Origin of the sequence: Planomonospora corallina, assembly GCF_042650625.1 — a bacterium.
GTDB lineage: Bacteria > Actinomycetota > Actinomycetes > Streptosporangiales > Streptosporangiaceae > Planomonospora_B > Planomonospora_B corallina.
In genome coordinates this window covers 390,436-410,088 of sequence record NZ_JBHSBM010000017.1, presented here as the reverse complement: position 1 = coordinate 410,088, position 19,653 = coordinate 390,436, and the positions used below count along the sequence as shown (strand labels likewise).

General features: G+C 74.4%; 20 protein-coding genes. 7 read left to right on the top strand and 13 right to left on the bottom strand.

Annotated features, from left to right (window positions below; genetic code table 11):
• Positions 1–55: 55 nt before the first annotated feature.
• Positions 56–313, bottom strand: coding sequence for a hypothetical protein (locus tag ACFOWE_RS15055; RefSeq protein ID WP_377288068.1), 258 nt, complete (start codon positions 311–313; stop codon positions 56–58).
• 63 nt (positions 314–376) lie between these two features.
• Entirely contained in the window at positions 377–592 is a 216-nt protein-coding gene (locus tag ACFOWE_RS15050) for a DUF6158 family protein (protein WP_377288066.1), read from the bottom strand.
• A 143-nt stretch (positions 593–735) separates the two neighbouring features.
• Between ACFOWE_RS15050 and ACFOWE_RS15045 the strand changes: the two genes are divergently transcribed.
• The 3 genes from ACFOWE_RS15045 (at position 736) to ACFOWE_RS15035 (ending at position 4,724) form a co-directional block, all read left to right on the top strand.
• Positions 736–1,797: a LysR family transcriptional regulator gene (locus ACFOWE_RS15045; RefSeq protein ID WP_377288064.1), complete on the top strand. Its 1,062-nt coding sequence runs from the start codon at positions 736–738 to the stop codon at positions 1,795–1,797.
• A gap of 191 nt (positions 1,798–1,988) precedes the next feature.
• On the top strand, positions 1,989–3,533 hold the full coding sequence (locus ACFOWE_RS15040) for a S1 family peptidase (RefSeq protein ID WP_377288062.1): 1,545 nt from the start codon (positions 1,989–1,991) through the stop codon (positions 3,531–3,533).
• 222 nt (positions 3,534–3,755) lie between these two features.
• Positions 3,756–4,724, top strand: a complete 969-nt coding sequence (locus ACFOWE_RS15035; protein ID WP_377288060.1) for a collagen-like triple helix repeat-containing protein — start codon at positions 3,756–3,758, stop codon at positions 4,722–4,724.
• On the opposite strand, the gene ACFOWE_RS15030 is transcribed toward ACFOWE_RS15035, so the two are convergent.
• Positions 4,666–5,085, bottom strand: a complete 420-nt coding sequence (locus ACFOWE_RS15030) for a hypothetical protein (RefSeq protein ID WP_377288058.1) — start codon at positions 5,083–5,085, stop codon at positions 4,666–4,668. The two genes, ACFOWE_RS15035 and ACFOWE_RS15030, sit on opposite strands and share 59 nt — an antisense overlap.
• A 114-nt stretch (positions 5,086–5,199) precedes the next feature.
• Here ACFOWE_RS15030 and ACFOWE_RS15025 point away from each other — a divergent pair, with 114 nt between their 5' ends.
• A complete protein-coding gene (locus tag ACFOWE_RS15025; RefSeq protein WP_377288056.1) occupies positions 5,200–7,071 on the top strand; it encodes a sensor histidine kinase in 1,872 nt (623 codons plus the stop codon).
• Between the two features lie 14 nt (positions 7,072–7,085).
• On the opposite strand, the gene ACFOWE_RS15020 is transcribed toward ACFOWE_RS15025, so the two are convergent.
• The 8 genes from ACFOWE_RS15020 to ACFOWE_RS14985 all read right to left on the bottom strand — a co-directional run bounded on the left by ACFOWE_RS15020 (position 7,086) and on the right by ACFOWE_RS14985 (position 16,284).
• On the bottom strand, positions 7,086–7,652 hold the full coding sequence (locus ACFOWE_RS15020; protein ID WP_377288054.1) for an amidohydrolase family protein: 567 nt from the start codon (positions 7,650–7,652) through the stop codon (positions 7,086–7,088).
• A 218-nt stretch (positions 7,653–7,870) separates the two neighbouring features.
• Complete coding sequence (locus ACFOWE_RS15015; RefSeq protein WP_377288052.1) at positions 7,871–8,563, bottom strand: N-acetylmannosamine-6-phosphate 2-epimerase; 693 nt, start codon at positions 8,561–8,563, stop codon at positions 7,871–7,873.
• Positions 8,560–9,609: an ROK family protein gene (locus ACFOWE_RS15010; protein WP_377288050.1), complete on the bottom strand. Its 1,050-nt coding sequence runs from the start codon at positions 9,607–9,609 to the stop codon at positions 8,560–8,562. The genes ACFOWE_RS15015 and ACFOWE_RS15010 overlap by 4 nt, the downstream gene beginning before the upstream one ends.
• Positions 9,606–10,535 (bottom strand): dihydrodipicolinate synthase family protein, encoded by a 930-nt coding sequence (locus ACFOWE_RS15005; protein WP_377288048.1) that lies wholly within the window; start codon positions 10,533–10,535, stop codon positions 9,606–9,608. Before ACFOWE_RS15005 ends, ACFOWE_RS15010 begins: the two co-directional genes overlap by 4 nt.
• Complete coding sequence (locus tag ACFOWE_RS15000) at positions 10,532–11,572, bottom strand: oligopeptide/dipeptide ABC transporter ATP-binding protein (RefSeq protein ID WP_377288046.1); 1,041 nt, start codon at positions 11,570–11,572, stop codon at positions 10,532–10,534. The genes ACFOWE_RS15005 and ACFOWE_RS15000 overlap by 4 nt, the downstream gene beginning before the upstream one ends.
• Positions 11,569–13,716, bottom strand: coding sequence for a dipeptide/oligopeptide/nickel ABC transporter permease/ATP-binding protein (locus ACFOWE_RS14995; protein WP_377288044.1), 2,148 nt, complete (start codon positions 13,714–13,716; stop codon positions 11,569–11,571). Before ACFOWE_RS14995 ends, ACFOWE_RS15000 begins: the two co-directional genes overlap by 4 nt.
• A gap of 2 nt (positions 13,717–13,718) precedes the next feature.
• Positions 13,719–14,669: an ABC transporter permease gene (locus ACFOWE_RS14990; RefSeq protein ID WP_377288042.1), complete on the bottom strand. Its 951-nt coding sequence runs from the start codon at positions 14,667–14,669 to the stop codon at positions 13,719–13,721.
• Positions 14,670–14,691: 22 nt separating this feature from the next.
• On the bottom strand, positions 14,692–16,284 hold the full coding sequence (locus ACFOWE_RS14985) for an ABC transporter substrate-binding protein (protein WP_377288040.1): 1,593 nt from the start codon (positions 16,282–16,284) through the stop codon (positions 14,692–14,694).
• A gap of 170 nt (positions 16,285–16,454) precedes the next feature.
• Between ACFOWE_RS14985 and ACFOWE_RS14980 the strand changes: the two genes are divergently transcribed.
• Entirely contained in the window at positions 16,455–17,156 is a 702-nt protein-coding gene (locus ACFOWE_RS14980) for a FadR/GntR family transcriptional regulator (protein ID WP_377288038.1), read from the top strand.
• 18 nt (positions 17,157–17,174) lie between these two features.
• Here ACFOWE_RS14980 and ACFOWE_RS14975 read toward each other — a convergent pair whose 3' ends face one another.
• On the bottom strand, positions 17,175–18,029 hold the full coding sequence (locus tag ACFOWE_RS14975; protein ID WP_377288036.1) for a helix-turn-helix transcriptional regulator: 855 nt from the start codon (positions 18,027–18,029) through the stop codon (positions 17,175–17,177).
• A 139-nt stretch (positions 18,030–18,168) separates the two neighbouring features.
• Here ACFOWE_RS14975 and ACFOWE_RS14970 point away from each other — a divergent pair, with 139 nt between their 5' ends.
• Together ACFOWE_RS14970 and ACFOWE_RS14965 are read left to right on the top strand one after the other, a co-directional pair.
• Positions 18,169–18,957 carry an alpha/beta fold hydrolase gene (locus tag ACFOWE_RS14970; RefSeq protein WP_377288034.1) on the top strand — a complete coding sequence of 263 codons (789 nt, stop codon included), beginning with the start codon at positions 18,169–18,171 and terminating at the stop codon, positions 18,955–18,957.
• Between the two features lie 144 nt (positions 18,958–19,101).
• A complete protein-coding gene (locus ACFOWE_RS14965; protein ID WP_377288033.1) occupies positions 19,102–19,311 on the top strand; it encodes a hypothetical protein in 210 nt (69 codons plus the stop codon).
• Positions 19,312–19,353: 42 nt separating this feature from the next.
• Here the strand turns inward: ACFOWE_RS14965 and ACFOWE_RS14960 are convergent, their stop codons facing one another.
• Positions 19,354–19,542, bottom strand: a complete 189-nt coding sequence (locus ACFOWE_RS14960; protein WP_377288031.1) for a hypothetical protein — start codon at positions 19,540–19,542, stop codon at positions 19,354–19,356.
• Between the last annotated feature and the right edge of the window lie 111 nt (positions 19,543–19,653).

Below are 19,653 nucleotides of genomic sequence, written 5' to 3'. Positions count from 1 at the left end.
CCCCCCCGCGCCCGCCGGGCCCCCTGGTCGAGGACGGCCCCGGCGGGCGCGGCGGTCAGCGCTCGACCTCCCAGTCGTGGGGGCCCAGGACGTACCCGCCGTCCCCGGGCTCGACGCACCCCTTCTCCTCCAGTACGGCGAGGCTGCGCCGTACCGTCTCCTCGGGCAGGTCCGCCACGTGGGCCACCTCCGCCGTCCCGGCGACGCGGCCGTCCACGGCGAGGTAGGCCACCGCCTCGTAGACGGTCGTGTCGTCGCGCGACAGGGTCTGCACGTCGCGGGCGCCTTCTCGCAGTCCTCGCAGGTCTCGCATGGCCGTACCTCCTTGAGGAACCTCAGGCTCGGAACACCGGGCCCGTCCGCGCGGGTCCCCGGCTCAGCGCTGCCGGGCTCCCTCGCGCAGCCGTTCGGGATCGACCTGGCGCTCGGGGTGGCGGCGGAGGTACTCCCCCTCGAGCTCCTCGGTCCGCGTGGTGTGGTTGGCGAGCGCGTCGGCGGAGCCGTGCAGGAACGTGTCCGTCCGGGTCGCGTGGAGCCGGCGCAGCTCGCGCACCAGGTCCTCCTCGGGCAGGTCCTTCGGATCGATTCCCATCGTCATGGTTCCCGCCTACCCCGCCAGGGCGGGTCCTCACCTCCGCCGTGATGCCCGGCTTTTGGAACGGTTCCACGAAAATGAGTCAGATTTCATGACATGTTTTCATTGCGGCCATACCGTGAGGGCCTTACCTTCCCGGTATGGATCTAGAGCTCCGACACCTCAGGATCGTGCGCGCGGTCGCCGAGGCCGGGAGCGTCACCAAAGCGGCCACCCACCTCGGACTGGCCCAACCTGCGCTGACCGCCCAGCTCAAGCGAATAGAGCGGGTACTGGGAGGATCTCTCTTCGACCGCGACCACAACGGCGCCAGGCCGACGCCTCTCGGGGAGCTGGTGCTGGCCCGGGCGAGGGTGCTGCTGCCCGCCGCCCGGGAGCTCCAGGAGGAGGCCGTGCGCTTCGCCAACGCCGGCGGCGGGATCCCCCGCTACCGGCTCGGCGCCACCAACGGGCCGATCCTGGGAGGGCTGCTGGACCGGCTCGCGACCGCGTGGCCGGCGACACCCGTGACGACCTACACCTCCTGGTCGGCCAGGGAGCTGAACACGATGCTCACCACCGGCCGGCTGGACTTCGCCGTCATCGGCGCCTGCGGGGACAGCCCTCCGCCGGTGGACGGTCCCGCCGCCTGGGCGACCATCGCGGTCGACCCGGTCTTCGTCATGCTCGGTGACGGGCATCCGCTGGCGGGCCGGAGGGAGGTGGAGCTGGGCGAGCTGGCCGGTGAGCAGTGGGCGGCCGCCCCCGGGGACGGCTGCTTCGGCGACTGCTTCGCCGCGGCCTGCGCCCGGGCCGGCTTCACGCCGAAGACCGTCTACGAGACCGACGTGCACACGTGCCTGCAGCTGGCCACGGTCGGCCGCGCGGTCGCGCTCTGCCAGGCGACCTTCCAGCCCGCCGCCGGGCTGGGGCTGGTACCGCTGGCCGGTGCCCCGCTGCGCTGGCGGCACCTGATCGGCTGGCACCCGGAGTCGCCTGTCGCCCGGGTGGCCCCGCTCATCGCCGAGCACGCCCGCTCCGCCCACGCCGAGGCCGTACGGCGGAGCCGGCCGTACGCCGACTGGCTGTCCGTTCCCCCCGTCCCCCCGCAGGACTCCGGCTCCCCCGCTCCCGTCCCCCCGCAGGACTCCGGCTCCCCCGGCTCCGTCCTCCTCCCCCGGGACTCCGGCCCCGCGCCGCAGGTGCTCGGCGCCCTGTCCTGACCCGGCCCCGGCCGTGGACCGGCGGATCGCCGCGGGTCCACGGCCCCCGGTACGGCGCGGGTCTCCCGCCCGTGCCAGGGACGATCTTCTGACCAGGCCCATAACGCGGAGATAGGGGCCAACTGGTAGATCCGCTCCCCATGTGGCCGCCGTTACGTTGACGGCGCACCCCCCGACATGAGGAGAGGTACATGCTCCGCAGAAGTGCCGTGACGGCGGGCTTCGCACTCGCCCTCGCGCTGGTGGCCACCCCCGCCACCGCCCAGACCGGGCCCGACGACGCCTTCGCGCCGGGCAAGGCCGGTCCCGGTGACACGATCACCGCCCTGTACACGGAGGCCAAGGCGATGGCGGCCAAGGCCCCGGCGCCCACCCCCGGCCTGGTCGACGCCATGGCCCGCGACCTCGGCATCAGTGCCGACCAGGCCAAGGCCCGGCTGGTCAACGAGGCCGCCGCGGCCAAGGTCGAGCCGGTGCTCGCCCGTCAGCTCGGCTCCGCGTTCGCCGGAGCCTGGGTGACCGGTGCCACCTCCGACCTCATCGTGGCGACCAACGACTCCGCGAAGGTCTCCGCCATCCTCAGGACCGGCGCGCAGGCCAAGCTCGTCCAGCACTCGCTGGCCTCCCTCGACTCGGCCAAGGGCGCCCTCGACGCCAAGGCCGAGGGCTCCCCCAAGTCGATCGCCTCCTGGTACGTCGACCTCCAGAACAACCGCGTCGTCGTGCTGGCCCGCGACACCGCGGAGGCCGAGGCCTTCGTGGAGGCCAGCGGCGCCGAGGCCTCCCTCGTCCACGTGGAGCAGACCGCCGAGGAGCCCAAGCCGTTCTACGACGTGCGCGGCGGCGACGCCTACTACATGGGCGGCCGCTGCTCGGTCGGCTTCTCGGTGACCAAGGCCGGCAGCCAGGGCGGCTTCGTCACCGCCGGCCACTGCGGCGACGTCGGCACCGCCACCCAGGGCCACAACCGGGTCGCCCAGGGCACCTTCCGCGGCTCGTCCTTCCCGGGCAACGACTACGCCTGGGTCGAGGTGAACTCCAACTGGACCCCGACCGGCGTCGTCAACGCCTACAACTCCGGCATCCTGCCGGTCCGCGGCTCCACCCAGCGGGCCGTCGGCTCCTCCATCTGCCGCGCCGGCTCCACCACCGGCTACCACTGCGGCACCATCAGCCAGCACAACACCAGCGTCACCTACCCCGAGGGCACCATCACCGGTGTGACCCGCACCACCGTCTGCGCCGAGCCCGGCGACTCCGGCGGCTCCTACATCTCCGGTGACCAGGCCCAGGGCGTCACCTCCGGCGGCTCCGGCAACTGCACCTCCGGCGGCACGACCTACCACCAGCCGGTCAACGAGATCCTCTCGGCCTACGGCCTGACCCTGGCCACCAGCGACGGCGGCGGGAACCCGCCGCCTCCGCCGCCCCCCGGCTGCTCCGGCTACGAGCAGACCCTCAGCGGCACCGCCACCAGCTCCGGCCAGAACCTCTACGGCAGTGGCTTCACCGCCGCCTCCGGCACCCACCGGCTCTGCCTGGACGGCCCCGACGGCGTCGACTTCGACCTCTACCTGCAGAAGCGGAGCGGCCTGTCCTGGGTGAACGTGGCCAGCGGCACCAGCTCCGGCCCCGACGAGACCATCACCTACAACGGCACCTCGGGCACCTACCGGGTCCGGGTCCACGCCTACAGCGGCACCGGGGCCTTCACCGTCGGCGTGACCACGCCGTAGCCGCGTCCGCCCCGCGCTCCCGCGCGGCACCCCCCTGAAAGAGCGGCGCCGCCGTCCCCTCCCCGGGGCGGCGGCGCCGCCGTGCGCCCGCCCCGCCGCGCGGGCGGAGCGCCGGGGGCGGGGGCGGGGGCGGGGCCAGTGGAGGCCACCCCGGCGAGGACGGGGGACGGCTTCCCCGCCGGGGTGGCCCCGGTGACCGGCGCGCTGGAGGAGGATGGAGGGATGAGCGAGTTCCCATCCCTGCACGAGGGCGCCGACCTGTCCGAGGTGGTCGCCTCCCTGTCCCGGTCGGCGGAGGTCCTGGCCCGGGTCGCCGACGAGGTGGAGCGGGAGCCGCTCCCGCCCGGGCTCGTCAAGGCCCTCCCCCGCACCGGCCCCGCCCTGCTGCTGGCCGCCCGCTCCGCCGAGGGCGAGGGCCGCTCGTTCGAGGCCTCCGGCCTCGTCGCCGAGGCGCTCTCCCTCGACCCCGGCCTCGAGCCGGCCCGGCGGGACGCCGAGGAGTACGCCGCCTGCCGTACCGATCCCGGGCAGGAGCTGCCCGAGCGGGCCGCGCACCTGTTCCGGCGGATGACCGCATACCTCTACCGGCCGGCCCGCCGCCACCTGCTCGACGACCTGGTGTCCCGGAGCGTGCGGGTGGCCGAGTACGCCCTGGCCGACCTGGCGCTGTTCGAGCACGACGTGGTCGGCGAGTTCCTGGACGCGCGGGGCGTCTGGCTGCGTGAGGACGAGGTCGCGCTGCTGGAGTCGTGGCGCGCGGTCCCGCTCCGGCTCTGGGAGGTGCTGCGCGTCGCCGGGCGGGAGGTCACCGTGCGGGACGCCCGCGGCGGCCGCGGGCCCGGCGGCGTGGACGCCGGAGACCCCGGGAACGCCGGAGACCCCGGGAACGCCGGAGACCCCGGGAACGCCGGAGACCCCGGGAACGCCGGAGACCCCGGGAACGAGGTGACGCTGACCGACGAGCTGCTGTCCGGCCAGGCCCTTCCCGGCGACCTGATGCTGACCCGGCTGCTGCCCGACGGGACCGGCCCGCGCGTGTTCGGCCACCCGTTCAAGGTGGACCCGGCGCGCAGGGACGAGATGCTCTCCCTGCTCGCCGGCCCGGTGGATCCGCGCCGGATCGCGGCCTTCTTCAGGCGGCCTGCCGGGCCGGCGCCCGGCGCGCCTCCCACCACAGCGCCGCCCCGGTGATCAGCGCGCCCAGACCCTCCCACAGGCCCACGCCGAGGAACTTCGCGGGCGCGGCCCCGGTGACCACGAGCGTGGTGAAGACGGTGAAGGTGAGCAGGCGGAACGGGACCGTCCAGAAGAAGAACGGCCGGAAGTCCACGGCCGCGGCGCACATGTAGTAGACGCCCATGTTCAGCGCCGCCATGGAGGAGGCGGCCAGGTAGACGAGCGTGTAGTCGCCGGGCTCCCGGCTCTCGAGCACCTCGAAGCCGAGCATCTCCAGCATCGTTCCGGGCGAGATCAGCCCGAGCAGGCCCATGAGGAAGGCGAGCAGGCCGAAGACGGCGATGGTCCAGCCGGACGGGGTGCGCGGTAGCCGCACGGAAGCCTCCGAGAGAGGAACGCAGGTGGAACTGACCGACCGGCTGCGGGGGGTGTAGCCTCAGCACGATCTCTGATCGCGCATTTCATCATGAATCTCCCCCCGAGGCGACGTATGGACAATCCCGGCCGGCCGATCCGCTTCCGGATCACCGCCCTTCTCCTGGTACCGATCGTCTCCCTCGTCGCGCTCTGGGGTTTCGCCGCGAGCCTGACCGCCGGGGACGGGATGCGGCTGCTGGAGATCACCACCCTGGTCGACGGTGTGGCCACCCCCTCCGAGCGGGCCGTCATCGAGCTGCAGAACGAGCGGCTGCACTCGGTGCGCTACCTGAACGGCAGGTCCGACCAGGACACGCTCGTCCGGCAGCGGCTGGAGTCCGACCAGTCCCTCGCCGCCTTCCGCAGGCTCGCCCGCTCCGAGAGCGTCAGGGAGACCATCAGCGCGGACATGCAGATCCGGCTCACCACGCTCTTCTCCGAGCTGGACCAGCTCCCCGCCGCCCGCGCCCTGGTCGACTCCCGGAGCGCGGACACCGTCCGGGTGATCCGGTCCTACAACCGGATCATCGACCTGACGTTCGAGATGTACGACCGGATGATCCTCGTCCCGGAGAGCTCGATCTACCAGCAGGCCCGGTCGGTCACCGCGCTCGGCCAGATGAAGGAGATCCTCGCCCGGGAGCGGGCGCTGCTGTCGGCCGCCGGGTCCGGCGGATCGCTGAGCGAGGCCGAGCACGCCGAGTTCACCGAGATGGTCGCCACCCGCCGTCTGGTGTACCGGCAGGCCATGGCCAAGCTGGACGCCGAGCTGCGCGCGCCGTACGACAAGCTCGGCGGTTCCGCCCACTACCGGCACTTCCTCGACCTGGAGACGGAGGTGCTGGCCTCCCGCGCGCTGCCGGTCGACCTGTCACCGGTGGAGCAGGTCTGGGTCGCGGTGGAGCGCGGCCAGGTCCAGGTGGTGGACCTGCTGGTCGCCCGGGTCACGCCCGCCGCCATCGGCATCTTCGTCCAGATCGCGGTCGCGGGCGGCCTCGGCCTGATCCTGCTGGTCGTCTCGGTGGTGCTCGCCTTCCGCTTCTCCAAGCGGCTCGCCGCCGAGCTGGGCGAGCTGCGGGACGTCGCGATCCAGCTGGCCGAGGTACGGCTCCCGCAGCTCGTGGAGCGGCTCCGCAAGGGCCAGGACGTGCCGGAGGAGCCGCTGCCCCGGCTGGAGGGGACGCCGGAGATCCGCGACATCGGCAGGGCGCTCGACACGGTCCGGCACACCGCCTACGAGGCCGCCGCCGACCAGTCCCGGCTCCGCAGGGGCGTCAGCCAGGTCTTCGTCAGCCTGGCCCGGCGCAACCAGTCGCTGCTCCACCGCCAGCTCACCCAGCTGGAGTCGATGCAGCGCCAGGAGGAGCAGCCGGAGACGCTCGCCGACCTGTACCGGCTGGACCACCTGACCACCAGGATGCGCCGCCACGCGGAGAACCTGATCATCCTGTCCGGCGCGGCGCCCGGCCGGGGCTGGCGCAGGCCGGTCCCGGTGGTGGACGTGCTGCGCGCGGCCGTGGCGGAGGTCGAGGACTACGCCCGGGTCCGGGTGCTGCCCGCGCCCCAGGTCTCGCTGGCCGGCTCCGCCGTGGCCGACGTCATCCACCTGATCGCGGAGCTGGTGGAGAACGCGACGGTGTTCTCCCCGCCGCAGACGCGGGTGGTCGTGCGGGCCGAGCCGACCGCGACCGGGCTGGCGGTCGAGGTCGAGGACCGCGGTCTGGGCATCCCGGACGCGGAGCTGGCCGGCCTCAACCGCCGCCTGGCCGAGCATCCCGAGTTCGACCTGGCCGACAGCGACCGGCTCGGCCTGTTCGTGGTCGCCGTGCTCGCCTCCCGGCACGGGGTGCAGGTCACCCTGCGCCACTCTCCCTACGGCGGGATCAGCGCGATCGCCCTGATCCCGGCCGCCGTGCTGGCCGAGGAGGCGCCCGCCCTCCCCTGACTGACGCGCCCGTCTCAGCCGGCGGCCCGGCCGATGCCGTAGACCCGGGCCGCGACACCGCCGAACACCTGCGCCCGCTCGTCCGCCGAGAGCCCGGCGAGCAGGGCTCCGGCGGTCTCGACCACCTTCCCGTACGGCGCGGCGAGCAGGCAGACGGGCCAGTCGGAGCCGAACATGACCCGGTCGGGCCCGAACGCCTCCAGGACCACCTCGGCGTAGGGGCGCAGGTCCGCGACGGTCCACGTGGCCCGGTCCGCCTCGGTGACCAGGCCGGAGAGCTTGCAGGTGACGTTGGGCAAGGCGCGCAGCGCGGCGAGGTCGTCCGCCGCCGAGGGCGCGGTCAGGTCGGTCCAGCCGACCACCGCCGCGACCAGGTGGTGCCCTGCGGCCAGGGCCAGCAGTTCCGGGGTCTCCTCCGCCGCGGTGACGGTCTGCACCAGCACGGTGGCCGTGACGCCGTTCGTCTCGGCCGGGAGGTCCTCGATCCCGAAGTTCCTCCGCAGCGGGGCCAGCTCCGGGCCGGTGATCCAGTCCTGATCCCGTACGGACAGGTCCCAGACGTGATGATGCGCGTCGATCATGGCTCTCCCGGGGAATCGATCGGACCATTGAACCCGTCGCCATCGGATCGGGACAAGATTCGACCGGAAAGCAGGGATATCGAGCGGATCGAACGCGCCGCCGGAGGCGGTGTCCGCCTACCGGAGGGATGACACGGCAGGCGGACGGCGGGCGTGGGGACGGGGACGGGTGGGACCGGGACGGGTGGGACCGGGGCGGGCCGGGCCCCGGTCGCCCGTCACTCCCCCGGCCCGGCCGCGTCGGCGACCGCCCCGGCGAACCACCGGGTGATGCTGGCCGGGTGGGTGATGGCGGTGCCGACGACGACCGCGTGCGCCCCCCGCCGGAGGGCCTCGGCGGCCTGCCCGGGGGTGTGGATCCGCCCCTCGGCGATCACCGGGACCGGCAGGTCGCGGGCGAGCCGGGCGACCAGGTCGAGGTCGGGGCCCGGCCCGGTGCGCGAGTACGGCGTGTAGCCGGCCAGGGTCGTGCCCACGACGTCGGCGCCCGCCTCGGCCGCCGCGACGCCCTCCTCGTACGTCGAGACGTCGGCCATGACCAGACGCCCGGTGCGCTCGTGCACCGCCCGCACGGTCTCGGCGAGGGTGCGCCCGTCGGGCCGGGGCCTGCCGGTGGCGTCGAGCGCCACGACGTCGGCGCCCGTCTCCGCCACCGCGAGGGCGTGCTCGAGAGTGGGGGTGATGAAGACGCCGCCGTCGCCGTCCTTCCACAGGCCGATGAGCGGCAGGTCGAGCGCGGCTCTGATCAGGCGCAGGTCGTCCAGGCCCTGGGCCCGGATGCCCGCGGCCCCTCCGGCCGCGACCGCCCGCGCCATCCGGCACATCGTGCCGGGGTCGCGCAGCGGCTCGCCCGGGTAGGCCTGGCAGGACACGATGAGACGGCCGCGGACCGCGGCGAGCAGCGGGTTCACCCCGTCACTTCCAGCGCCAGCGCCAGCCGGGCGGCGCCGAGCAGGGCGGCGTCGCCGCCGAGCGCGGCCGGCACGACCGGGACGTCACGGAGCGCGGGGAGCGTCTGCTCCCGCACGGCCGCCCGGAGCGCGTCCCACCACGCCGGGCCGCATCCGGCGACGCCTCCTCCGACCACGACCACCTCCGGGTCGATGACGTTCATGAGGCCTCCGACGGCCTCGCCGAGCGCCGCCGCCCCCTCGGCCAGCACGGCCGAGGCGACGGGGTCGCCGTCCGCCGCGAGCCCGGCGACGCCGGCCAGGTGCGCGACCCCGCCGGGAGTCCCGTCCGGGGTCCCGCCCCGGACACCGCCCGGGCCGCTGTCCGGGCCGCTGCCCGGGCCGCTGTCCGGAATCCCGCCCGGAGCCCCGGCGCCCGTCCGGCCCGTGCCGTCCCCCGCCGCGGTGCGGCGGCGGTACTCCGCCAGCAGGGCCGGGCCCGCCGCGACCGTCTCGACGTGCCCGCTCCCGCCGCAGGTGCAGGGGCGGCCCGCGGCGGCGGGCACGGGCAGGTGCCCGGCGTGGCCCGCCACGGAGTGCGCGCCGTGCCGCACGCGCCCGCCGAGGACGACGGAGGCGCCGACCCCGGTGCCGACCGCGACCAGGAGCACGTCGCGGTGGCCCGCCGCGGCGCCGCGCCACTGCTCGCCGAGCGCGTGCGCGTGCACGTCGTTGTCCACCGCGACGGGCAGGCCGAGCCTGCGGGACAGCTCGCCGCGCAGGTCGGTGCCGGCCCAGCGGGCGATGGTGCCGGTGGCCGAGACGACCGTGCCGCGCCGCGCGTCCACCACGCCGGCGCTGCCGACGCCCACCGCCGCGGCCCCCCGCCCGCCCGGGGTGTCCGCGACGAGTCCGCGGACCAGGTCCGCGGCGGTCCCCAGGACCGCCTCCGGACCCCGGGCCGCGGGCGTCGGCGCCGTCCGTACGGCCAGCAGCGCGCCGGATTCGTCCACCAGCCCGGCGGCGGTCTTGGTGCCGCCGATGTCCACCCCGACGACGAGGGTCACAGGAGCCCGGCCTCCTCCAGGCGGGCGGCCACCGCGCGGGTCTCCTCGGCGGTCAGCTCCCGCATGGGCGCCGAGACGGTCGCGCCCGCGATGACGCCGCGCAGGGCGAGTCCCGTCTTGAACGCGCCGACGCCCCGCGTGCTGCCGCCGGCGGTCGCCGGGTCCACCGCGTCGACGATCCTGAACAGCCGGGTCAGGCGGTCCTGCTCGGTCTTCGCCTCGGCCCAGCGGCCCTGCTCGCAGGCGCGCACCAGCCGCACGTAGCCGTGCGGGTCCACGTTGCCCAGGCCGGGCACCACGCCGTCGGCGCCGGCGAGCATCATGGCGTCGACGACGACCTCGTGGCCGGTCAGCGCGGAGAAACCCGGCAGGCCGGCGGCGCCGAGCACCACCTGGCGGAAGCCGACGTCGTCGCCGCTGGAGTCCTTGAGGCCGTCGACGACCCCGTCGGCGGCCAGCGCGAGCACCAGCTCGGCGGCGAGCTTGCTGTGCACGGAGACCGGCACGTCGTAGGCGAGCATCGGCAGGTCCACCGCGGCGCGCACCGCCCGGAAGTGGCGGTCGATCTCCACGGGATGGATGCGGGTGTAGAAGGGGGCGGTCACCACGGTCGCGTCGGCGCCGAGCTTCAGCGCCGCCTCGGCCCGCTCGATCACCCGGGCGGTCGACGTCTCGATGCACCCGGCGAGCACCGGGACCCGGCCCGCGGTGGCGCGGACCGCGACGTCCAGCGCCCGGTCGCGCCGGGCGTCGGTGAGGAATGCCGACTCGCCGGAGCTGCCGAGCACGAACAGGCCGGTGACCCCGGCCTCGATCAGGAAGTCGACCAGCCGCTCCAGCGACGCCGCGTCGACCTCGCCGTCCGGCGTCAGAGGGGTGACGACCGGGGGGACGACGCCGCCGAAGCGGGGCTTGACGGGGCTCACGGGGTGCTCCTAAGGGTGGTTTCGGGGTGGAGGCAGTGCCAGGTGTGGGTGCTGTCCGGGCCCGCCGCGGTGGCGGGCGGGAAGGCCGCGGCGCACTCGTCCGTGACCTTCCAGCAGCGGGTGCGGAACGGGCAGCCCGACGGCGGGTGGGTCGCGGACGGCACCGGGCCGGTCAGCACGATCCGCTCGGTCCCGCCGAGCAGGCTGGGGGTGGCGGAGAACAGCGCCCGGGTGTAGGGGTGGCGGGCCCGCTCCGAGACCTCGGCGGCGGGCCCCTCCTCGACCATCCGGCCGAGGTACATGACCGCGATCCGGTCGGCGAGGTAGCGGACCGTCTGGATGTCGTGGGAGATGAACACCAGGCCGAGCCCGAGGTTCGCGCGCAGGTCGACGAGGAGGTTGAGCACCTGGGCGCGGACGGAGACGTCGAGCGCGCTGGTGGGCTCGTCCGCGACGATCACGTCGGGTTCGAGCGCCAGCGCCCGGGCCACGGCGACCCGCTGGCGCTGGCCGCCGGACAGGCCGCCGGGCAGCGCGTCGGCGGTGTGCCCGGGCAGCCCGACCAGGTCGAGCAGCTCGCGCACCCGCGCCTCGCGTTGCGCCGGGGTGCCGCGCCGGTGCACGTCCAGCGGGTCGCGCAGGATGCGCCGGACGGGCAGGCGCGGATTGAGGGCGGTGGAGGCGTCCTGGAAGACCATGGCGACCGAGCGGCCGAAGGTCTCCCGCCGCCGGGCGGCCGGCAGGGACCACAGGTCCTCGCCGCGGAAGCGCACCGTCCCGGAGGTGGGCCGCTGCAGGCCCACCACCACCTTGGCGAGGGTGGACTTGCCGCAGCCGGACTCCCCGACGACGCCGAGGATCTCGCCCCGGCCGACGGAGACCGTCGCCTCGGTCAGGGCGTACACCCTGTCGCGGCGGATCAGCCCGCCGCTGCGGGCGGCGTGCACGACGTGCACCCCGTCGAGGGCGACCACGGGTTCGCGGCCGTCCTGCCGCCCGGCGGTCTCCGGCCGGTCCTGGGCCGTCTGGGAGCTCATCTCCGTCCTCCTTCGGGGGCGGTCTCACGCACGGCCTCACCGGCGGCGCCGGGGACGGCCCGGCCGGCGGTCACAGGGGCGGCGCCGGTGGCGGCCCCGGGAGCGGTCACCGGGTGGAAGCAGGCGTGGGCGTGGACGTGCGGGTCTCCGTCGAGCTCCGGCCGCGTCGTCCGGCAGGCGCCGGTGGCGGCGGCGCAGCGCCCGGCGAAGCGGCAGCCGGGCCCGAAACCGCGTGGTGCGGGCACCACGCCGGGGACCTGGTGGAGCCGCGTGGCGCCGGCCTCCAGCGAGAGCACGGAGCCGAGCAGGCCGCGCGCGTAGTGGTGGCGGACCCCGGACAGCAGCGCCGGGGTCGTGCCGACCTCCGCGAGCTGGCCGGCGTACATCACCGCGATCCGGTGCACGAGCTCGCCGACCAGGCCGAGGTCGTGCGAGACGAGCACCATGGCGAAGCCGAGCTCGTCGCGGAGTCCGGCGAGCAGCTCGACCACCTGGGCCTGCACGGTCACGTCGAGCGCCGTGGTGGGCTCGTCGGCCACCAGCAGCCGGGGGCTGCGGGACAGCGCCATCGCGATCAGCACCCGCTGGCGCTGTCCTCCGGAGAGCTCGTGCGGGTAGCTGCGGAGCGTGCGCCGGGGGTCCAGGCCCACGAGCTCGAGCAGTTCCTCGGGGCTCCGGGTGCCGCCCCTGCGGGTCAGCTGGCGCAGTTGCACGCCGACCAGGACCGACGGGTTCAGCGAGGACATGGCGTCCTGGTAGACCATGGCGATCTCCGGCCCGGAGATGGCGCGCCGCTGCCGGGGCGGCAGGGCGAGGATGTCCCGCCCGCCGTACTCGATGCGCCCGGTGACCTGCGCGCCGCGCGGCAGCAGGCCCATGATCGCGAGGCTGGTGAGGCTCTTGCCGCAGCCGGACTCGCCGACCAGGCCGAGCGTCTCGCCGGCGCGCACGTCGAAGGAGACCGACTGCACGACGGGGACGTCGCCGTAGCGCTGCGGGAAGCGGATCGTCAGGTCCCGGACCGCCAGCAGGGTCTCCGCCGCCGGGTCCAGGGGGGCGACGCGGGGCGGGCGGGCTGCCGTGACGGCGGCGAGCCTGGCGAGCGCGGCGTCCACCTCCGCTTCCGTGCCCGGGGCCGGGTGATGGTCCGTGCCAGGGTCCGTGCCGGAGTGCGGCCCGTCCTCGCCGGCCGCGGAGGCCGTACCCTCCTCGGTGTCCGTCCGCTCGGCGGGCGCGGCGGGGGCCGGTACCGGCACGGCGACCGCCGCCGCGGGGTCCGGCGTGTTCCGCCGGGCGGTGCGGGGGGCTGCCCAGGCGTCGGTCAGGCCCTCGGCCAGCAGGTTGAGCGCCAGCACGGTGACCAGGATCGCCAGGCCGGGGAAGAACGTGGCCCACCAGCCGCCGGAGAGCACGATCTGCCGGCCGTACGCCAGGACGTTGCCCCAGCTGGGAGCGGGGTCCTGGATGCCGGCGTTGATGAACGAGAGGCTCGCCTCGAAGATGATCGCGTCCGCCACCAGAACGGTGGCGAAGACCATGATCGGAGCAGCGCAGTTGATCGCGACGTGCTTGACCAGGATGTACCGGCGCGGGGCGCCGATCACCCGTTCGGCGGCCACGTAGTCCTCGCCGTACTGGGCCAGGACGTTGGCCCGCACCACCCGGGTGAGCTGCGGCATGTACAGGAAGGCGATGGTCCCGATCAGCACCGGGAGGTTGCGGCCGAAGACCGCCACCAGCACCGCGGCGAGCGCGATGCCGGGGAAGGCCATGATCACGTCGAGGACGCGCATGATGCCCTCGCCGACGGCCTTGCGGGAGGTGGCCGCGAGGCTGCCGAGGATCGCGCCGACGAGCACCGCCAGGGCGGTGGCGCCCAGGCCGATCAGGAGCGAGGAGCGCGCGCCGTGCAGGAGGCGCGCCAGGATGTCGCGGCCGGCCCGGTCGGTGCCGAGCCAGTGCGCGGCGTCGGGCGGGGTGGCCGGCACGCCGGTGGCGAGCGGGTCGCCCGCGATGAGCGGGGCCAGCAGGGCCAGCAGCCCGACCACCGACAGGATGGCGAGGGAGACGGCCGCGGCCGGGGAGAGCCGCCGGAAACGGATGCCCGGGCGGGAGAGCCGGGACGCGAGTCGGGATCGGAACACGGTCACACCACCCGGATTCGCGGGTTGACGACGAGATAGAGGAGGTCGACCACGAGGTTCACCAGCAGGAACGTCAGCGCGATCGTCAGCACCGATCCCTGGACGAGGGAGACGTCCCCGTTGGTGACGCCGTCGAGGATGAGCTTGCCCATGCCGGGCAGGTCGAAGATGGTCTCGACGATCACGGCGCCGCTCAGCAGATAGCCGACCCGCAGGCCCAGCACCGTCAGCGGGGTGATGAGCGCGTTGCGCAGCGCGCCGCGGACGACGATCCAGCGGGGCAGGCCGTTGCCGGTGGCGGTGCGCACGTAGTCGCGGTCGAGTTCCTCGACCATCGAGGTGCGCACCAGGCGGGCCAGCGAGGCCGCGACCGGCACGGCGATCGCGACCGCCGGCAGGACGAGGGAGCGCAGCCACCCGGAGACGGAGTCGGCGGGGTTGACGTAGCCGCCGGTCGGCAGCAGCTCGAGGCCGAGCGCGAACTCCTGGATCAGCAGGATGCCGAGCCAGAAGGACGGGATCGCCACGCCGGCGATGGACAGCACCCGGCTCAGCTGGTCCGGCCAGCGGTCGCGGAAGAGCGCGCCGGTGACGCCGAGCAGCAGGGCCCCGGCGACGGCCAGCACGAGGCCGAGCAGGGTGAGCTGGACGGTCAGCGGGAACGCGGTGGCGATGCGGTCGGCGACCGGGGCGGCCGGCGGGGCGGTGTAACCGAGATCGCCCTGCGCCAGCTGCCCCAGGAACCGCGCGTACCGCAGCGGCAGCGGGTCGTCCAGCCCGTGCTCGGCGGCGTAGGCCGCTCTCGCCTCGGGGCTCGCGCTCTCGCCGAGGGCGTTGTACGCCGGGTCGTTGGGCGAGAACTGCAGGACCACGAAGACGAGGAGGGTGATGCCGAGCAGCATGAACGGCAGGCTCACCAGCCGTCTGGCCGCCAGTCGGAGGAACGCGAACATGGTGTCTTTCTTGCCGCGGAGGTCAGGCGGGGCCGACGTCGAGGAAGGACAGGCCCGTCGTCGGGATCGGCTTGAAGCCGGTGAGCTTCTTGTCGTTCCAGGCGGTGGGGAGCTTGCGGTGCAGGATCGGGTAGAGCGGGGCCTCCTCGGCGATGACGTCGACCGCCTCGGCCCACAGCTTCTTCTGCTCGGCGGCGTCGTCCGTCTTCGCGGCCGAGTCCAGGAGCTGGAGCACCTTCTTCGCCTCGGCGGTCCCGCTCCAGCGGAACCGGCTCTCCGGCCAGAGGCCGTCGAAGAACCAGCGGAGCAGCAGGTCCATGTCGTTGCCGAAGACCGACGGGTCGCCGGGCGCCACCAGGACCTGGAACTTCCCGGGGTCGATCTTGTTGGTGTACTGCCCGCCGGACTGGCCGATGTCGAGGGTGGTGGTCACGCCGACGGCGTCCCAGCCCTCCTTGATGATCGGGACGGCGTCCTTCACCCAGCCGGCGTCGGTGGTGACCATGGTGACGTTCAGGCCGGAGACGCCGGCCTCCTTCAGCAGGGCCTTGGCCTTGTCCGGGTCGTAGCCGTAGACGGTCGAGGCCTTGGCGTAGGCCGGGTGGGTCTCCTGGACGTAGCCCGTGGCCGCGGCGGCGTTGCCGAGCATCGCCGTGCCGATCAGCTTCTCGGTGTCGATGGCGTAGTGCAGCGCCTGCCGTACCCGCTTGTCGTCGAAGGGCTTCTCGGCGCAGTTGAACATCAGGAAGAGCAGGCCGAAGGACTGCGCGGCCTCCAGCTTGTTCTTCTGCGCGACCTTCTGCACGTCGATGTAGGGGACGTCCTCGATGGCCGCGACCCGGCCGGACTCCAGCGCGGTGACGCGGGCCGAGGCGTCGGACAGCAGCCGCCAGACCATGTTCTCGGCCTTGGCGGGGCGGGTGCCGTTGTACTTGTCCCACCGCTCGAAGACGATCTTGTCTTCCTTGGTGGCCTCGATCAGCCGGTACGGGCCCGATCCGACGGGCTTGGCGTCGAAGGCCGTCTTGTCCTTCTCCACGATGGCCTTGGGCACGATCTTGACGACCGCGAGCCGCTCCTTGAGCAGCGGGAAGGCGTACTTGAGCTTGATCTCCACGGTCCTGGCGTCGGCCGCGGCGACGCTCTCGACGAACGGGATGAACTGCACCATGAGCGAGGCGTTCGCCGGGTCCATCACGCGCTGGAAGCTGAAGGCCACGTCCTCGGCCGTCACGGCGGAGCCGTCGTGGAAGGTCGCGCCCTCGCGGAGCGTGACCTTGTAGGCCGTGTCGGAGGTCTTCTCCAGCTCGCCGGCGGCGAGCGCGGCGTACGGCGCGCGGGTCACCGGGTCGAGGTCGAAGAGTGCCTCGAAGACGTGCATGTTGGCGGCGACCGGCGTGGCGCCGGAGGAGGTCATCGGGTCGAAGCCGGTGGACAGCGCGTAGGAGATGCCCGCCTCGATGGTGTCGGCGGCGGCCGACGGCGCCGCGCTCCCGGTGGAGGCCGGGCCCGAGCAGGCGGCCAGCGAGCCGGTGAACGCGGCGGCCGCGCTCACGGCCCCGGCGAACCGCAGGAACCCGCGGCGGTCCATGGGCGCGGCGGTGGGATGATTCACGTCGTCCACTCCTTCGTGATCTCGGCCGTCCGGGAGGCCGTAGGGGGGTCAACGGCAATCATATGACGTCTGATGTCTGATGCCGATATGGTGGGAATGTAGAGGGCACCCCAGGAAAGGGCAAGAGGTTGGTCGAGATCGAGTCCGTCCCGCGGCGTACGCGCGGAACGATGTTGCGCCAGCACGAGGTCGCCGAACGCATCAAGCAGTACATCCTGCAGAACCGCCTGGGGCCGGGCGACCCGCTGCCGACCGAGGCGGAGCTGTGCGACGCCGTGGGGGCCAGCCGCTCCAGCGTCCGCGAGGCGATCAAGACCCTCACCGCCCTCGACATCGTCGAGGTACGGCACGGCCACGGGACCTACGTCGGCCGGCTCTCCCTCGCCGCGCTCGTGGAGAGCCTGACCTTCCGGGGGCTGCTCAGCCGGGCCGACGACCTGCGGGTCCTGTCCGAGCTGGTCGAGGTCCGCCAGACCATCGAGCAGGGACTGGCCGGACCGATCGTCGCCGCCTTCGACGAGTCCCTCCGCCGCGAACTGCTCGACCTCGCCGACCAGATGGCCGAGCGGGCGGCCCGGGGCGAGTCCTTCGTCGAGCAGGACCGCGAGTTCCACCTGCTGCTCATGGAGCCGCTGGGCAACGAGCTGATCACCCAGCTGACCGCCGCCTTCTGGGACGTGCACGCCATCGTCGCGCGCACGCTGGAGGTGTCCCCCGAGTCGGTCCGGGAGACCGTCGACGCGCACCACGCGATCGTCCGCGCTGCCGCGGCCGGCGACGTCGCCGCGTTCACCCGGGCCGTCGAGGCCCACTACGCCCCCGTCAAACGGCGGCTGCAGGAGGGGCGGGGACCGGGCGGCGCGCACGCCTGACCTCCGCTTCCCCCGCGGTCATCCGCCCGCGGGCGCGAACCTCTCGCCTCCGACGACCCGCAGCAGTTCCAGCCGCTCCGCGCCGCCCGTCCCCGGCCGGGGCGTGAAGACGACCAGGCGCTGGTCCTCCTCCGGGGCGAGCAGGACCTCGCAGTCCAGCTCGACCGGCCCGACCAGCGGGTGCAGGAGCCGCATCCGGCTGCACCGGCGCACGCCGACCTCGTGCCGCTCCCACAGCGAGCGGAACTCCTCGCTGGCCGCGCGGAGCCGCCCGACCAGCCGGGCCGCGGCCGGGTCCCCCGGCCTGCGGGCGACGGCCGCCCGCAGGTCGGCGACGTGCACCCGGCCGCGCAGCGCGTGCTCCTCCGGGGGATGGGCCGCACGGGCCGCGGGATCGGTGAACCAGCGCCACACCAGGTTGCGGCCGTGCTCGGAGACCGTGCACACCCCTCCGAGCAGGGCCCGGGCCATCGCGTTCTGGGCGAGCACGTCCCCCAGGTCGCCGACCACCTGCGCCGGCGTGCCGGTGAGCTGGTCGAGCAGGCGGAGCAGGCCGGGCCGTACGTGCTCGCCCGCCCGGTGGCCGGCGGGCGGGCGGTGGCCCGCCAGCAGGTACAGGTGGTCGCGCTCGTCGGCGTCCAGCCGCAGCGCGCGGGCGAGCGAGGCGAGCATCTGCTCCGACGGCTGCGGGCTGCGGCGCTGCTCCAGCCGGGTGTAGTAGTCGGCCGACATCCCGGCGAGCCCGGCGACCTCCTCGCGCCGCAGCCCCGGCGTGCGGCGCCTGGCCCCCTCGGCCAGCCCCGCCTCGGCCGGGCGGAGCCGCTCGCGGGAGCGTCGCAGGAAGTCGGCGAGTTCACGGCGGTCCATGGGCATACGGAGATCATCCCGGATCGCCCGTCCCCCATCCAGGGACCGCCGGTCCCCGGCAGAGCGCTCCTCTCCCGGCCGGCGTGCCGCGGCGGCATCGTCGTCGGTGTCCAGAGCGTCACACCCGGGAAGAGAGAAGACCGCCATGCCCACCGTCACCGCCGGCGACACCCGCGTCCACTACACCCGCGCCGGCACCGGACCGGCCCTCGTCCTGGTGCACGGCACCGGCTCCGCGGGCGCCGGGCTGACCTGGGGGCGGCTCGTGCACCGGTTCGCCGACCGGCACACCGTGATCACCCCCGACCTGTCCGGCGCCGGGCGCACCGCCGACGGCGGAGGCCCCCTCACGGTCGAGGGCCTGGCCGACCAGGTCGCCGCCGTCATCGAGCACGCCGGGGCCGGCACGGCCGACGTCCTCGGCTTCTCCCTCGGCGCGCCGGTGGCCGCCGCGGTCGCGGCCTCCCGCCCCGCGCTGGTGCGGCGGCTGGTCATGGTCGCCGGATGGACCCGCACGGACGCCGACGAGTACATGCGCAACCTGTTCACCCTGCTGCGGCGGCTGGGGGACCTGGACGCCGACGCGTTCGGCCGGCTGCTGACGATGACCGGTTTCAGCCGGGGCTTCCTCGACGCGATCGGCCGGCAGGGGGTCGAGGAGCTGGTCTCCAACGTGCCGCCCACGCCCGGCACCCTGCGCCACGTCGACCTCGACGCGCGGGTGGACATCGGCCCGCTGCTGCCGCTCGTCCGGGCCCGGACGCTGGTCGTCGGCTGCGCGCAGGACGCCACCGTGCCGGTGGCCCGCAGCCGCGAGCTGCACGCGGCGATACCGGGCAGCGCCTACGCGGAGATCGACGCGGGCCACGTCGCCTTCTTCGAGAAGCCCGACGAGTTCGTGAAACTGGTCCGGGACTTCGTCCAGGCCCCCTGATCCGGCGCCGCCGGCCTGCCCCTCCCCGGTCCGGCGCATGCGCCCCTCCCTTTCGGGTATGCCCGGCTCTGATGACCTGACCTGGGAGAACACGGCCGGCCGGGCGCGCCCGGCCGTACCGACCGACTCGTGTGGGGGGACACCATGCCGGACCTGAGAACGTCCGATTCGGATGACCGCCGGCGCCCGGACGCGGGCCCGCAGAACCCCGGCGGCTGCCGGGACCTGCAGAGCCCGCTCGCCCAGTCGCCGGACGCCCAGCCCGAGGTGGACCCCGAGGGCGGCGTGTGGGTGGACCCGCACGCTCCGGGGGCCGACTCGCCGGACGACGTGGAGGAGCCCTCCGACCGCTGACCGCACGGCGGGGCCCGGCCGGATGGCCGGGCCCCGCCGCGTTCAGGTCTCCGTCGGTCTCTCGTAGCCCTCGTCCTGCCCGTAGACCCGGTGGTCCGGATCGTCCTCGGGCTGGTTGGCCGGGTCGGTGGGAGAAGGCGTGGCCTCACCCGCGATGTCCGGCTCGTCGTGCACCTCGGGGTGCTCCCGGCGGTCGGCGAGCGGCCGGTCCTCCCCATCGGGTCGCGACATGTCTCCTCCTCGTCGGTGTCCTGCTCGACTCCTCGCCGGTGTCCTGCCCGACAAACCTCGCAGATCCACCGCCGATGCCGAGCGGGTGAGATTCGGCATGAATTCGATGGG